11 protein-coding genes are annotated in these 15,106 nt (G+C 72.3%); 3 read left to right on the top strand and 8 right to left on the bottom strand.

Annotated features, from left to right (window positions below; genetic code table 11):
* Positions 1-26 precede the first annotated feature (26 nt).
* From BMZ82_RS02250 to BMZ82_RS02240, 3 genes are read right to left on the bottom strand one after another with little or no spacing between them, the layout of a single operon-like run.
* The gene (locus BMZ82_RS02250) at positions 27-2,369 is read right to left on the bottom strand and encodes a glycoside hydrolase family 65 protein (protein ID WP_093770987.1); all 2,343 of its coding nucleotides are present in this window, start codon (positions 2,367-2,369) and stop codon (positions 27-29) included.
* On the bottom strand, positions 2,366-3,118 hold the full coding sequence (locus BMZ82_RS02245; protein ID WP_093770985.1) for an HAD family hydrolase: 753 nt from the start codon (positions 3,116-3,118) through the stop codon (positions 2,366-2,368). Before BMZ82_RS02245 ends, BMZ82_RS02250 begins: the two co-directional genes overlap by 4 nt.
* Before the next feature lie 60 nt (positions 3,119-3,178).
* Complete coding sequence (locus tag BMZ82_RS02240) at positions 3,179-3,574, bottom strand: YybH family protein (RefSeq protein WP_093770983.1); 396 nt, start codon at positions 3,572-3,574, stop codon at positions 3,179-3,181.
* Positions 3,575-3,629: 55 nt separating this feature from the next.
* Here BMZ82_RS02240 and BMZ82_RS02235 point away from each other — a divergent pair, with 55 nt between their 5' ends.
* Complete coding sequence (locus BMZ82_RS02235; RefSeq protein ID WP_093770981.1) at positions 3,630-4,280, top strand: nucleoside/nucleotide kinase family protein; 651 nt, start codon at positions 3,630-3,632, stop codon at positions 4,278-4,280.
* Positions 4,281-4,284: 4 nt separating this feature from the next.
* Here BMZ82_RS02235 and BMZ82_RS02230 read toward each other — a convergent pair whose 3' ends face one another.
* The 5 genes from BMZ82_RS02230 to BMZ82_RS02210 all read right to left on the bottom strand — a co-directional run bounded on the left by BMZ82_RS02230 (position 4,285) and on the right by BMZ82_RS02210 (position 10,832).
* Positions 4,285-6,117, bottom strand: a complete 1,833-nt coding sequence (locus tag BMZ82_RS02230) for a hypothetical protein (protein WP_093770979.1) — start codon at positions 6,115-6,117, stop codon at positions 4,285-4,287.
* A 6-nt stretch (positions 6,118-6,123) separates the two neighbouring features.
* Entirely contained in the window at positions 6,124-7,002 is an 879-nt protein-coding gene (locus BMZ82_RS02225; RefSeq protein WP_093770977.1) for a carbohydrate ABC transporter permease, read from the bottom strand.
* A 68-nt stretch (positions 7,003-7,070) separates the two neighbouring features.
* A complete protein-coding gene (locus BMZ82_RS02220; protein ID WP_093770975.1) occupies positions 7,071-8,048 on the bottom strand; it encodes a carbohydrate ABC transporter permease in 978 nt (325 codons plus the stop codon).
* A 47-nt stretch (positions 8,049-8,095) separates the two neighbouring features.
* A complete protein-coding gene (locus BMZ82_RS02215) occupies positions 8,096-9,427 on the bottom strand; it encodes an ABC transporter substrate-binding protein (protein WP_093770973.1) in 1,332 nt (443 codons plus the stop codon).
* Between the two features lie 271 nt (positions 9,428-9,698).
* Complete coding sequence (locus BMZ82_RS02210; protein ID WP_256251711.1) at positions 9,699-10,832, bottom strand: ROK family protein; 1,134 nt, start codon at positions 10,830-10,832, stop codon at positions 9,699-9,701.
* A gap of 501 nt (positions 10,833-11,333) precedes the next feature.
* Between BMZ82_RS02210 and BMZ82_RS02205 the strand changes: the two genes are divergently transcribed.
* Both BMZ82_RS02205 and BMZ82_RS02200 read left to right on the top strand, forming a co-directional pair.
* Positions 11,334-13,250, top strand: coding sequence for a phosphatase PAP2 family protein (locus BMZ82_RS02205; RefSeq protein ID WP_093770969.1), 1,917 nt, complete (start codon positions 11,334-11,336; stop codon positions 13,248-13,250).
* Positions 13,251-13,342: 92 nt separating this feature from the next.
* Positions 13,343-15,013 carry a phospholipid carrier-dependent glycosyltransferase gene (locus BMZ82_RS02200; protein WP_093770967.1) on the top strand — a complete coding sequence of 557 codons (1,671 nt, stop codon included), beginning with the start codon at positions 13,343-13,345 and terminating at the stop codon, positions 15,011-15,013.
* Positions 15,014-15,106: the final 93 nt, after the last annotated feature.

Here is a 15,106-nt window from a genome sequence, read left to right as displayed (position 1 = left end):
CCGGCGGCGGCCGGGTCGCCCGGGGCTCAGCGGGTGTTCGGCCCCCGGTGCGGGGGCTGGCGTGGTGCCGGTCGGGACGGGGCGGTCGGTATGGCGCGTACGACGGGTCCGTCGCCGTTCAGGCGTACCGGCGTGCCGTGGTGACGGATCGTCAGGGGCGGTCCGGACAGCAGGGTGTAAACGGTCTTGTCCGGGCCTATCTCCACGCGCAGGCGGCTGCCGAGGAGTTGGACGCTGAAGGCGAGGCGGCTGAAGGCCTCCGGCAGCCGGGGTGCGAAGCGCAGGCCGTCGGCGTCGCCGCGCAGCCCGCCGAAACCGGCGACCAGCGCCGTCCAGGTACCGGCCAGGGACGCGATGTGCAGGCCGTCGCGGGTGTTGTGCTCCAGGTCGGCCAGGTCCATCAGCGCGGCCTCGGCCGTGTAGTCGTAGGCCAGCCGCAGATGGCCGGCCTGCGCGGCGATCACGGCCTGGCAGCAGGCGGAGAGGGAGGAGTCGCGGACGGTGAGCGGCTCGTAGTAGGCGAAGTTGCGGGCGAGTTGCTCGTCGTCGAAGTGGCTCGCGCAGGTGTACATCGCCAGGACCAGGTCGGCCTGTTTGACGACCTGTTTGCGGTAGAGGTCGAAGTACGGGAAGTGCAGCAGCAGGGGGTACTGGTCGGGGCGGGTGGCGTCGAAGTCCCAGTGCTGGTAACGGGTGAAGCCCGCGTGCTGTTCGTGGACGCCGAGTTCGTGGTTGTACGGCAGGTGCACGGCCTCGGCCGCGTCGCGCCAGGCCGCGCTCTCCTCCTCGTCCGCGCCGAGCCGGGCGGCCTCGCGCGGGTGGCGTACGACGGCGTCGGCGGCGGCGAGGAGGTTCGCCCGGGCCATCAGGTTGGTGTACGTGTTGTCGTCGGCGACCGCGCTGTACTCGTCGGGGCCGGTGACGCCGTCGATGTGGAAGGCGCCGTGCGCGTCGTGGTGGCCGAGCGAGCGCCACAGCCGGGCGGTCTCCACCAACAGCTCGACGCCCGTGCCCCGTTCGAAGTCGGTGTCCCCGGTCGCCGCCACGTACCGCACCACGGCGTCGGCGATGTCGGCGTTGACATGGAAGGCGGCGGTGCCGGCCGGCCAGTACGCCGAGCCCTCCGAGCCCGCTATGGTCCGCCAGGGGAACGCGGCCCCGCGCAGCCCGAGTTGGGTGGCGCGCTCGCGGGCGGCGGGGAGGGTGTTCTGCCGCCAGCGCAGGGCCTCGGCGACGGCGGCGGGCGCGGTGTAGGTGAGCAGCGGGAGCACGAAGGTCTCGGTGTCCCAGAAGGCGTGGCCGTCGTAGCCGGAGCCGGTCAACCCCTTGGCGGGGATGGCGCGTTGCTCGGCGCGGGCGCCGGCCTGGAGGACGTGGAAGAGGGCGAAGCGGACGGCCTGCTGGATCTCCTCGTCGCCGTCGACCTCGACGTCCGCGCGGGACCAGAAGTCGTCGAGGTAGCCGCGCTGTTCGTCGAGGAGGCCGGCCCAGCCGCTGTGTCCGGCGGCCGCGAGGGCCGCCTCGACCTGGTCGCTCATCGCGGGCCGGGAGCGGGCGCCGGACCAGCCGTGGGCGACGAGTTTCTCCACCCGCAGCCGCTGGCCGGGCGCCAGCACGGAGGTGACGGTGAGCCGGGCCGCGTCGACGTTGCTCTCGCTCCTGATCGTGGTCCGTTCGGGGCCGGTGACGGTGTGGTCGGCGGCCACGGCGACCCGCAGTCCGCTGCGTTTGGTGCGGTGGACGAGGCGCAGCCGGCTGCCCACGGCGACGTCCTCCTCCGGTTCCAGAGGTGACTTCAGGGCGCGGGCGGCGCGCGGGTCGCCGTCGGGGTCGGGCAGGCTCTCGTTGGTGACCAGTTCGGACTGGATCACCACCCGGCAGGGGCGGCCGACGGCCTCCACCTCGTAGGCGACGGCGGCGACGGCCCGCTGGGCGAGCGACACGAGCCGGGTCGAGCGGACCCGGACCGTGGATCCGGCCGGGGAGGTCCACTCGCAGGTCCGCTCCAGGACGCCGCGCCGTAGGTCGAGCACCCGCTCGTGGGCGACGAGGCGGCCGTAGCGCAGGTCGAACGGCTCGTCGTCGACCAGCAGCCGCAGGATCTTGCCGTTGGTGACGTTGATGACGGTCTGCCCGGACTCCGGATAGCCGTAGCCCGCCTCGGCGTAGGGCAGGGGGTGCAGTTCGTGGACGCCGTTGAGGTAGGCGCCGGGCAGGCCGTGCGGTTCGCCCTCGTCGAGGTTGCCGCGCCAGCCGACGTGCCCGTTGGAGAGGGCGAACACGGACTCGCTCTGGGCGAGCACGTCGAGGTTCAGCTCCGTCTCGCGCACGCACCACGGCTCCACGGTGTACGACCGGTGGGTGATCACGCCCGCCCTCCCTGCCCGCGCAGTTCGTCCAGATCCCGCACCACGACGTCCGCGCCGTGCGCGTACAGCGCGTCGGTCCGCCCGACGCGGTCAACGCCCACGACGTACCCGAAGTTCCCGGCGCGGCCCGCGTCCATCCCGGCGAGCGCGTCCTCGAAGACGGCCGCGCCCGGCGGGTCGACGCCGAGGTCGTGGGCGGCGGCCAGGAACGTGTCGGGGCGGGGCTTGCCCGGCAGGCCCCGCTCGGCCGCGACGACGCCGTCGATGCGGACCTCGAAGAGGTGCTCGGCGCCGATCGAGCGCAGCACGTCGCGGGTGTTGGCGCTGGCGGAGACGACCGCCGTGCGCAGGCCACGCGCGCGTGCCGCCTCGATGTAGCGCAGGGTGCCGTCGTACGCCTCGACGCCCTGGGTGCGGATCCGTTCCAGGAGCAGGTCGTTCTTGCGGTTGCCCAGGCCGTGGACGGTCCGCGCGTCGGGCGGGTCGTCGGGGTCGCCGTCGGGGAGTTCGATGCCCCGGGAGGCGAGGAAGGTGCGGACGCCGTCCGCGCGGGGGCGTCCGTCGACGTACTCGGCGTAGTCGGCGTCCGCGTCGAAGGGGCGGAAGGGTTCGCCCACGCGCGCGTGCAGGAACGCGTCGAAGGTCTCCTTCCAGACGGCCGCGTGCACGGCGGCCGTCCGGGTGACGACCCCGTCGAGGTCGAAGAGGCAGGCGTGGATGGCTTCGGGCAGACCGAGCGTCGTCGTCATACCGGGTCCGGTTCCCCCGGATGCCCCTCCTCACCGCCCCGGGGCACACCGAATCCGGACTCAGTCGTGCGGGAAGGAGTGGTGTTCGTGGGCGATCAGCCAGCGGCCGTGCTCCTTGCGCAGGCCGAAGGTGAGCCGCAGCCGCAGGGTGGGGCAGGCGGCGAGTTCCTCGGGGGTGCCGCAGCGCAGCAGGGCGTGGGCGTAGGCGACGTCGTGACCTGCGGTGACGTCGAGGGTGTCGATGTCGAAGCGGGCGCCCTGGGCCTGCCAGACGAAGAACGGCGGCCAGGTCGCCCGGTAGGCGGCCAGGCCCCGGATGCCCTCGTGGGGCGCCGGCACGTCGTACATCACCAGGTCCGGCGCGTGTTGGTCGAGGACGGTGTCGAGGTCGCCCCGGTGGACGGCGTCGGCCCAGCGGGTGATCAGGGTGCGGATCTGTGTCTCGTCGTCGGACACGGGCGTCCTCCTCTCCTTGTGGGTCTCCTTCCAGGAGACTGCGACACTCGTCTGTGTGCTCACTTTCGACGACCTGCTGGAACGGGCCCGCCTGCTCGCCGGGGACGGCCGCCGGCGCGCGCTCCTCGGTATCGCCGGCAGCCCCGGCGCGGGCAAGACGACGCTCGCCGAGCGTCTGGTGCGGGAGCTGAACGGGGCCGGGGAGCCCTGGGTCGCGCACGTCCCGATGGACGGTTTCCATCTCGCCGACGCCGAACTGGAGCGGCTCGGCCGCCGTGGCCGCAAGGGCGCGCCCGACACGTTCGACGCGGCCGGGTACGCGGCGCTGCTGCGGCGGCTGCGCGAGGAGGGCGACGGGGACGGCGACGGGGACGGCGTGGTGTACGCGCCGGGTTTCGAACGGGTTCTGGAGCAGCCGCTCGCCGGTGCGCTGCCGGTGCCGTCGACGGCCCGGCTGATCGTGACGGAGGGCAACTACCTGCTGCTGGGCACGGGTGCGTGGCGGCGGGTGCGGGCGGCGCTGGACGAAGTGTGGTTCTGCGAGCTGGCGGAGGCCGAGCGGGTGCGCCGACTGGTCGCCCGGCACGAGGAGTTCGGCAAGGGCCACGAGGCGGCGGTGGCCTGGGTGTCGGGCACCGACCAGCGCAACGCCGACCTGGTGGCGGCGACGCGGGACCGGGCGGATCTGGTGATCCGCCCGGGGTGACCGGTCAGCGGTCTGCCGCGCGCAGCGTCAACTCCGGTTCGCCATGGGCGTCTTCGCCGCCGAGGACGGCCGTGAACGCGTCCGTCCGCACGGTCAGTCCCGCCTCGCCTCGCCGCACCGACACAATGAGCGGTTCCTCGGTGCCGTAGCGCACCGCGAACACGTGCAGGTCGGCCGGGGCGTCCGGGAGCGGCCCGGCCTCCAGAGCCGTCGAGGCGACCAGGTGGCGCCAGCCCTCGTCGGGGTTGCCGTAGCCGCGCGGGTCGGCGGCGAGGGCGAACGCGGCCTGTTCCTGGGTGAGTTCGGCGCGGGCGTCGAAGTACTCGGCGCCTTCTTCGGCCGGGTGCGTGAGGCGCAGGGGGCCCGCCGAGGAGACGGCCGCGTGCGCCGTACGCCGGACCCGGTCGCCGTCGTCCTCGGCGTACGGCAGGCCGGCGAGCAGGTACGGGGTGCCGGGGAGGCGTTCCACGGCGACGGTGGTCCACAGGGTGGTGCCGTCGGTGACGTACAGGGAGCGCACGCGGCGCAGGACGTGGTCGCGGCCGACGACCGGCTTGGTGACCAGCTTCGCGGTCAGGCCGTCGGCGCGGGCGTCGCGCACCCGGACCTCGCCCATGGGGCGGCACAGCAGGAAGCCGTCGGTGACGGGGCCGAAGCCGTGCTGGCGGTGGACGGCGGCGGGCAGGTAGTAGGTGCCTGCCGCCTCGATCACCGCCGGGGTCATCCGGTCGTCGAAGGCCACCGACACGCCGCCGGCCCGCAGTTGGTGGCGGGCGGCGGCCGGGGACGGCTCGCGGTGCCAGGGCGTGGCGTCCTGGGTCTGCCAGACGAGCATCCACGCGAAGTGCCCGTCGACGCCGCCGTCGGCCTTCACCGCGTGCCGGGCCCAGCGGCTGTCGCCCCGGTAGCGGCCCAGGTCGGAGCCGATGCGGGCGCCGAAGTAGCGCAGGCCGAGGACCGACTCGAAGGCCGAGTGCTGCTCGCTGTAGCGGGGGCCGCCGTTGTCGAAGCCGCCGCCGGTGAGGCGGGCGTCGATATAGCGGGCGAGGGCGTCGCCGTCCTCGGCGAAGACGGGTTCGCCGCTGATCCGGTGGGCCTGGGCGAGGAAGGAGAGGGAGATCGGGCCGTAGTTGTTGTCGTACGCGCCGCCGTGCTCGGGGGGCAGCAGGGCGCCCCGGTCGCGGACCCGGTGGGCGCGGATCTCGTCGGCGTACAGCGTGAGGGCGCGGGCGCGGACCTGTGCGCCGTCGGCGGCGGGCAGGTGCCGGGCGAGCATCAGGCCGCCCACGACGCAGCCGATCGCCTGGTTGCCGGCCTCCTGCGGGTTGAAGAAGGTCGCCTCGGTCAGCCAGCTCCAGTAGCCGCGCGCCACCGCCAGCAGTTCGGCGCGCGGGCCGTCGTCGACCAGACCGTCCGCCGCGTCGAGCACGTTCACCGCCTGGAGCAGCGCCCACACCGTGCTCGGCCAGTCGCCGATCGGGTGCGCGCCGGGCGCCAGGGTGTAGCGGGCGTACGGCAGGCCCGAGCCGCGTGTGCGCAGGTTGGGGTAGCCGGGGTTGTCGTCGCGGTAGACCCGCTCGCGCAGGTGGAAGGCGAGGCTGCGGCGCACCGCGTCCGGCAGGCGCGGGTCCTTGGTGCGCTGCCAGGCCAGGGCCAGCAGGGAGGTGATGCCGAGGGAGGTGTCGCCGATGTCGTCGACGCAGTCGGGGTGTTCGAGGTTTCCGTCCGGCGTCAGCCGCCGCAGGGCCTGCTCGGTGACGTCGGCGAGGACGGCGTCGTACGCCTGCGGGGTGTCGGGCAGGTCGTGCAGCGGGCCGCGCTGGTGGAGGAGGTGCACCCGGGATCAGCCCTTCATGCCGGAGGTCGCAAGGCCTTCGACCAGCCTCTTCTGGAAGATGAGGAAGCAGATGAGCGTCGGCAGGAGGGCGAGTGTCGACATGGCGAACATCGCGCCGTAGGACGAGCCGCTGGTCTGGTCCATGAAGAGGGTCAGGCCGAGGGGGACGGTGAACTTGTCGTTCTGCTGGAGGTAGACGAGCTGGTGCAGGAAGTCGTCGTACGTCCAGATGAAGGTGAAGATGGTGGTGGTGACCAGGGCCGGCTTCATCAGCGGCAGGATGATCTTCCAGTAGATCTGCCAGGGGTTGGCGCCGTCCATCATGGCCGCGTGGTCGAGTTCGCGCGGGATGGAGCGGATGAACTGGACCATCAGGAAGATGAAGAAGGCGTCCACCGCGAGGAACTTGGGCACGATCAGCGGCAGATAGGTGTTGATCCAGGTCAGGTTGTAGAAGATCGTGTACTGCGGGATGAGGACGGCCTGGGTGGGCAGCATCAGCGTGCCGAGCATCAGGCCGAACCAGATCTTCTTGCCCCGGAACTCGAAGCGCGCGAAGGCGTAGGCGGCCAGCGAGCAGGAGATCACGTTGCCGATCACCGCGCCGATCGTGACGATCAGCGAGTTGGTGATGTACAGCGAGAAGGAGTTGCCGGAGCCGCTCCAGCCGTCGGCGTAGTTCTGCGGGTTGAGCTTGTTCGGGATCAGCCCGGGGTGGGTGAAGATCTCCGTGTCGGGCTTGATCGAGCTGCTGAGCATCCACAGCAGCGGGTAGAGCATGACGATCGCCACGCCGATGAGCAGGGTGTGGAGGAAGATGCGGCGGGCGCCGGTGGCCGAGCGGAGCTTCTGCAACGGCGACGCGTTCGGGGTGATGGCGGACATGGTGGGAAGGACTCCTCGCTCGGACGTCGGGCGTCAGTCGTCAGTCGTGGCTCGTCGGACGTCGGTCGTCAGTCGTCGTAGTGGACCCAGTAACGGCTGGCGATGAAGTTGACCGCCGTGAAGCCCGCGATGACCAGGAACAGCACCCAGGCAAGGGCCGAGGCGTAGCCCATCTGGAGGTCGGCGAAGCCCTTCTTGTACAGGTAGAGGGAGTACAGCATCGTCGAGTTGAGCGGTCCGCCGGTGCCGTTGCTGATGACGAAGGCGGGGGTGAACGTCTTGAACGCGTCGATGATCTGGAGCACGACGTTGAAGAAGACGATCGGCGTCAGCAGCGGCAGGGTGATCTTGAAGAAGCGGGTGACGGGTCCTGCGCCGTCGATCGCGGCGGCCTCGTACACGTCCCTGGGCAGTTGCTTCAGGCCGGCGAGGAAGATGACCATCGGGGTGCCGAACTGCCAGACGGCCAGCAGGATCAGGGTGTAGATCGCGGTGTCGGGGCTGGAGATCCAGTCCTGGCCCTTGATGCCGAACCAGCCGAGGAAGTCGTTGAACAGCCCGTCGCCGCCGAACACCTGGCGCCACACGATGGCGACGGCGACCGCCCCGCCGAGCAGCGAGGGCAGGTAGAAGGCGGCCCGGTAGAGGCCGATGCCCTTCAGGTCCCGGTTGAGCAGCATCGCCACGCCGAGCGCGAGGGCGAGCTTCAGCGGGACGGAGACGACGACGTACACGAGGGTGGCGTGCACCGTGTCCCAGAAGACCGGGTCGTCGGTGAACATCCGCTCGTAGTTCTTGCCGCCGACCCACTGCGCGGGCGTCAGCAGGTCGAAGTCGGTGAACGACAGGTACAGCGAGTCGAGCATCGGGTAGATCGTCAGGCCGAACAGGCCGACGAACCAGGGGGCCAGGAAGACGTACGGCCACCAGCCGCCGCCCCGCCGTCGGGCGAGCCGGCGCCGCATACGGTCGCGCTCCCGCTGGTCGGACGGGGTCGCCGGGGCCGGCGTCGCCGTCGCGACCTCGTCGGTCTTCGCGGTGGTCATACTCATCTCCCTGACCCTCTCCCGGTGTATCGGTACTGCGGCGCGCCTCAGGCGCTCAGGATCCCTGCCGCCTGGTCGAAGAACTCGGTCAGTTGCGCCTTGAGCGACTTCTTGCCGAAGGCGATGGCGAGGTTCGACTGGAACAGCAGGTTCCAGATCTGGTCGGCGCCCTGCGGCGGGGCCGCCGGGGCGGGCAGGTCGGTGGTGGCCTTCGTGACCCGCTTGGAGAGGTAGTCGGCGACGTCCATGTTCCGCTTGTCCGTGGCGTCCAGCGCCCCGGCGATCACGGAGCGGGCCTTCTCGGTCGGCGGGATGCCGCGCTGGAGCATCATGTCCTTGATCGCCGTCTTGTCCTGGGCGATGAACGACATGACCTTCACGGAGTCCGCGACCCGCTTGCTCGCCTTGGTGGCGCTGAGCAGCACACCGCCGTTGACGTAGTTGCCCTCGCGCGCGCCGGTCCAGTCGCCCTGCGGGGTGGGCAGGAAGTCGAGGGTGGCGTCGGTGATGGAACCGCCCGCGCCGTAGACGCCGGAGTCGAAGGTGAACAGGGCCTTGCCGAGGACCACGGCGTTCTTGGTGAGGTCGTTGTGGGCGGCGGAGGTGATCGCCGGCGCCGGGGCGGCGTTGAGCTTGCGCATCTCGGCCCAGTACTCCCACCACGCCTGGAGGGTCTCCGGGGTGAAGCCGAGCTTCTTGCCGTCCGTGCTGAACAGGTCCTGGCCGTGCTCGCGGGCGAAGATCTCGAAGGCGTTCAGGGTGCCGCCGCCGCCGTCGTCCACGCCGTGGATCTTGCCGCCGCTCTTCTTGTAGACGTCGACGGAGATCTTCTTCAGATCGGCCCAGGTCCACTCGCGGTCGGGGAAGGTCAGGCCCAGCTTCTCCAGACCGCTGCGGTTGGCGGTGAGCTGGCTGATGCCGATGCCGGACGGGACGCCGTACAGCTTGCCGTCGACGGTGCCGGCCGCGAGGAGTTCCTTGGAGAAGCCGGTGAGGTCCAGGGACTTGCCGACGTAGGAGTCGAGCGGCGTGAGGACGCCCTTGCGGGCGTACTGGGCGACCAGCGCGCGGTCCATCTGGAGCAGGTCGGGGGCGCTGCCGCCGGCGATGTTGGTGTTGAACTTGTCGAAGTACCCGTCGTACCCGGAGTAGGTCTCCTGGATCTCGATCTTCGGGTTGGCCTTCTGGAACGCGGCGAGCGCCTTCTTGTAGGCCGCGTGCCGCTCGTCGCTGCCCCACCAGGTCATGGTCAGCTTGCTGCTGGTGCTGCCGGCGCCGGTCCCGCCGGCGCAGGCGCTGAGCGCGCTGCCGAGCGCGCCGGCGGCGGCCAGTCCGCCGGCGGTGCGGAAGAGGGTTCTGCGCGAGATCTGGTGACCCACCGGGTCCTCCCTGAGGTGCGTGACGGATTTCCGGGCCGGTCGCTGCGGCACGGGTGCATTCTGCTTGGAAGTGCGCCTTCCGGGGGCACGGCCTCCCGGCCGCGTCGTCCCTGCGGGTGCGGTCCCCGGCCTTCGGGCCGGCACCGTGCGAGCACGCCCTCGCGTGGCTGCCGTACATCTTCGTGCACGGGCGGGACGCTCATCCCGAGTCGGCGTCCCGACCGACTTAGAAAGCGCTTGTCCGGACATTGGCAGACCAAGTCGGAAGCCGTCAATGCTCAGCCCGCGCGGTCTGGGTCACGGTTTGGACTCCCCTGGCGACGGCGAGCCGTGCGGCGCCCGTAACAGTGCCGTAATCCCCGACGGTGCTGCTGACCACCTCGGTGGGCCAGCTCAGCCGGGCCAGTTCGGCCCGTACCCCGGGCAGGAGCTGCGGATCCGCGCCGGTGCTGCCGCCGAGCACGATCAGGCCCGGGTCCAGTACGGCGGTGACGGCGGCGGCGAGCCGGCCCACGTCCGCGGCGTGCCGGCCGACGGCGGCGCGGGCGGCGGCCAGGCCCTCGCCGGCGAGGGCGAAGAGGCGTTCGGTGGTGCGGGGGCAGGGGCCGTCCGCGGCCTGCCAGGCGGCGGAGGCCCGGCGCAGCAGGGAGCGGGCGCCGATGTACTCCTCCAGGGCTTCCTGGCGCGGCTCGCGGCCGTCGTCCCAGGGGTAGGGCAGCCGGGCCAGTTCGCCCGCCGCGCCGTTCGAGCCGCGCAGCACCTGCCCGCCGACGACGATGCCGAGGCCGATGCCGACGCCGATGCGCAGGTAGCCGAAGGTGTGGCGGCCCCGGGCCGCGCCCTCGTGCAGTTCGGCGAGCGCGGCGCAGTTGACGTTGTTCTCCAGGTGGACGGGGACGCCCGGCGGCAGGGCGACGGCCATGGCGTCGAAGACCGGTCCCGCCTTGGCGGTGGCCGGGCGCATCCCGCTGCCCCGCCGGTCGCGCGCGGTGACGTCGCCGACGGCGACGACGATGGAGCGCAGCGGGACCCCGGCGGGCAGCGCGGCGAGCGCCTCGCGTACGGCGTCGGCGGCGTCCGCGCGGGAGGCGGTGGCCTCGGCGAGCAGGGCGCCGTCCAGGGCGCAGCCGCGGACCCGGGTGAGGGCGGGGCCGAGGTCGACGGCGAGCACGGCGCCGGCGGCCGGGCCGAGGCAGTAGACGGCGGCGGAGCGGCCGGTGCCGCTGGAGGCGGTGCCGGAGTGCGCGGCGAGCCGGGCGGCCTCGAGTTCCGCCACGGCGGAGGACACCGTCGGCTTGGACAGTCCCGCCAGGCTCGCGAGCTGCGGCCGGGTCGCGCTGCCCGCCCGGGCCAGCACGGTGAAGACGGTGTTCGCGCTCTCGGTCAGGCGGGGGGCCGCAGTCACGTCGAGTTCCACAGGTTCCCCCACACGGGTACAGGGCCGCGGGCCCGCCGAATGGTCGGGTTCGCGATGACTCTTGACGCACTGTACTTCGTTAGTTAACTTCCTAACGAACTTCACGGTACTCGCCTGCCGTGCCTCACCAGAGGCCCGTCCCGGGGCTTCCCTAGTCCACCGAGTCCGCCGTGTACACCGAGTCATCCATGCACGACGTCTTGCCTCTCACGCTTACGCGCGCGTGAGGGGCAAGACGTCGTGGCCGCTGGTCAAGGGCGTGGTGGCGGTGGCGTGTTCGGCTCCGGGCGGTGCCGGGCGCACGTTCACCCGTATGACATGTTCCGGTTGCCGCACCATCGCAGAAGAGACACAGCACGGCCGTAGATCTTCGCTCAGCAGCGTCATCAGCGTCATCCGGCTCACGGTCGTCACCAGACCCGCGGGCCGCGTGGATCGCACCTCTTCCCGCCGGCCGCACGGCCGAAGAACTCCAGAGAGGCATCACCCATGCCGTCATCCGCCGGGCTCCGCTCCCCCTCGGCCGTGAACAGAAGGCGTTTCCTGAAGGTCTCCTTCGGTGGCTCGGCGGCCCTGGTCGCCGCCCCGACGCTGGTCTCCTGGCTGGGCGCGGCCGACGCGAAGGCCGCCGCCGGCGCGCTCGCGTTCGTCGACGACTACCGGACGAACGTCACGGCGAACCTCACGCCCGAGACCAACGCCGTGGTGCGGGTCCTCGGCGGCTTCGCGAAGGTGTGGAAGACCGGCCCGGCGTGGAACACCGGCACCGCGCTGCGGCCCGACATACTGCGCGCCAACGTGCGCTACTGCGTCGACGTCACCCGCTCCCGCACGGACGCGCAGGGCCGGGAGGCGTTCGTCCACGACCGCCAGCACCAGAGCTACGCGATGATCGCCGGTCTCGGTCCGCTGGCGGACCTGTACAAGGCCGGCGCCAAGGCGGTCACGTCGATCACCGCCGCGCCCGACACCACGCCCGCGACCACGATCAACGACGCCGTGCCCGCCGACGCGCCCGCCGGGTCCGCGATCGGCGCCGGCTCGCACACCTCCGACCTCGGCCAGGTCGCCACCCTCGTCGACACCGTGCGCGGCCCGTTCGCCTCCGGCAACCCGGCCAAGGCCGCCTTCCAGTACCCGCGGCCGTGGCGCATGAACGCGAACAGCGAGGTCGTCCCGACCGGGCAGACCGACGCGTTCGGCTACCCGGTGTACGACTCGAAGGTGGTCGTCGTCCCGCAACTGCTGCGCCAGCGCGGCACCTCCGCCGCCGACGACGGCGGCTTCCCCAGCGGCCACACCAACGCCTTCCACCTGGCCTCGCTCGCGCTCGCGTACGCGGTGCCCGAGCGGTTCCAGGAGCTGGTGACCCGCGCCCTGGAGCTCAGCCACACCCGGATCGTGGCCGGCATGCACTCCCCCGTCGACGTGCTCGGCGGCCGGATCATGGCCACCGCCCTCGCCGCCGCGACCCTCGCCGACCCGGCCAACGCCGAGCTGAAGACGGCCGCCCGCGCCCAGGCCCTGGCCTACTTCACCCGGCAGACCGGCACCACCGCCGACACCCTGTTCGCCCACGCGCACTCCGACGCCTCCGACAAGTACGCCGACCGCGAGGCCAACGCCCGCGTCGTCGAGCCGAAGCTGACGTACATCCTCGACCAGGAGGGCCGCGAGAACCCCCTCACCGTGCCCAAGGGCGCCGAGGTGCTGCTGGAGACCCGGCAGCCGTACCTGACGGCGGCCCAGCGCCGCGAGGTGCTGCGCACCACCGCGCTGCCCTCCGGGTACGTGCTGCTGGACGGCTTCGAGCAGTGGGGCCGACTCAACCTGTTCGCGGCGGCGGACGGTTACGGCTCCTTCGACTCCGACGTCACGGTCACCCTGGACGCGGCCCAGGGCGGCTTCCAGGCGGCCGACGCCTGGCGCAACGACATCGCGGGCGACGGCGGTCTGACCAAGCGCGGCTCCGGCACGCTGACCCTGACCGGGCACAACCGCTACCACGGCGGCACCGTGCTGGAGGCGGGCGTGCTCGTCGCCGGGCACGCGAACGCGCTGGGCCAGGGCGATGTGCGGCTGACCGGCGGCACGCTGCGCGCGGACGCGCCGGTGCGGGTGCGCGGCGGGTGGGCCCAGGGGTCCGGCGCGGTGCTGGACCTGACGCTGCGCGGCCACCACGGCGCGGTCCTCACCGTGTCCGGGCGGGTCCGGCTGGAGAAGGGCGCGGTGCTGTCGCTGCGGCTGGACGCCGAGCAGCCGCCGGCCGCCGGGACGACCGTCCCGGTGATCGACGCGTCGGCGCTGCGCGGCCAGTTCGACCGGATCGAACTGAACTCCGACCGCCTGCGGGCCGTACCCGTGTACACGGCGGACGGTCTGTCGGTACGACTCCTGACGCGGTAGCCCCCGAAGGGGCGGGAGCTGATGCAGAGTAGCCCCATGAGGCTGCTTGGGATCGCTCCCGCCACCGCACGGCCGGTGTCACCGCAGGGCGGATGATGGCGCGCGAACTGCACACGACCCTGGAGCCCGGGCCCGCCTCCGACGCGGGGGCGGCCCGGCCCACGCCGTCGGCGCGTCGACGACGACGGCTGGTGCCGCTCCTGGTGGTCCTGCTGCTCGCGCAGATGGCCGTCGCGATGGTCACGTCGGCGGTGCGGCAGACGCCGACCATCGACGAACCGGTGTACGTCGCCACGGCGGCCGACTACCTGCGCGAGCACCGGGTGCGCTACAACCCGGAGCACCCGCCGCTCGGCAAGCTCGTCGTCGCCGTCGGCGTGGCCCTCGCCCACCCGCACGTCGACGCCTCGTTCACCGGCACCCAGGAGACGGCGGGCCGGCACCTGTTGTACGAGTCGGGCAACGACCCCTGGCGGCTGATGCTGTGGGCGCGGCTGCCGGTGATCGCGCTGACGCTGCTGTTCGGCCTGGTGGTGTTCGCCTTCGCCCGCGACCTGGCCGGACCGGTCGCCGCGCTGACGGCGCTCGCCCTGTACGCCTTCTCCCCCGACGTCGTCGCGCACGGTTCGCTGGCGACGCTGGACGTCCCGGCGGCGGGCTTCCTGCTGACGTCGGTGTGGCTGCTGTGGCGGGCCCGCCTCGGCAGGCCGCGGCTGTTCCTGCCGCTCGCGGGGGTCGCGCTGGGCGCGGGCCTCGCCACGAAGATGAGCATGCTGCCCGCGGTCCCCGTGCTGATGGCCCTGGCCGCGCTGGCGATGTGGACCCGCCGCCCCCGCGACCTGCGAAAGGCCTTGTCGGCGGCGGGAGTTGTGGCGGTGGCCGCCGTGGCCGCCGTCTGGGTCAGCTATCTGGTGGTCGATCCGCTGCTGCGCTGGGATCCCCGGTCGACCCATGTGCCCGTGGTGCACGGGGCGCGCGGGCTCCTCGTCCGCCTGATGCCCTTCCCGGAGGCGTACCGGGACGGCATGCGGATCCAGTTCGGCCTGGAGAACGAGACGTGGCAGGGGTTCCTGTTCGGGCATGTGTACTCCGGTTCGCGGTGGTACTACCTGCCGGTCGCGCTGGTCGTGAAGACGCCGCTGGGCATGCTCGCCCTGTGGACGGCCGGGGCGGTCGCGCTGCTCGCGGTGCGCCGGCTGCGGCCCGCCGCGCCGTACGTGCTCGTCCCGGCCGCCGTGCTGCTGGCCTCGGCCATGACCGGGTCCCGGGACCTGGGCACCCGGTACGCCGTGTTCCTGCCGATGTTCCTGGCCGTGGCGGCCGGCTGTGTCCTGGCGGTGCGCCCGCGGTGGACCCGGGTGGCGGCGGCGGTGCTGGTGGCGTTCGTCGCCGTCAGCTCGCTGCGGACGTTCCCCTACTACCTGCCGTACTCCAACGAGGCGTTCGGCGGGCCGGCCAAGACGCATCTGCGGCTGCACGACTCCAACGTGGACTGGGGCCAGGACCTGGGGCGGCTGGCGCACCGGCTGCACAGCCGCTACCGGGGCGAGCGGGTGTGGCTCGTGTACAAGGGCGGCGGGGTGCCCGCCTACTACGGCATCAAAGCCCCCGACCCGCGCCGGGTGCCCGCCCGCCAGGTGCACGGAGTGCTGGCCGTGTCGGACTCCGCCGCCGCCAAGGCGAAGGGCCGGCTGGCGTTGCTTCTGCACTCCAGCCGGGCGGTCGACGAGGTCGGACATTCGATCACCCTGTACCGGCGATGAGCCGCGCACACCGGGACGGGCCGGGCGTCTTCGCCCGCCCGGCCCGCCGGAAGCCCTGAGTTATGTTGAGTTTCGTGGAAGACAAAGGAGGCG

Origin of the sequence: Streptomyces sp. yr375 (genome assembly GCF_900110755.1) — a bacterium.
GTDB lineage: Bacteria > Actinomycetota > Actinomycetes > Streptomycetales > Streptomycetaceae > Streptomyces.
The sequence above is the reverse complement of the archived record's forward strand: the minus strand, read 5'-3'. Positions and strand labels throughout refer to the sequence as shown.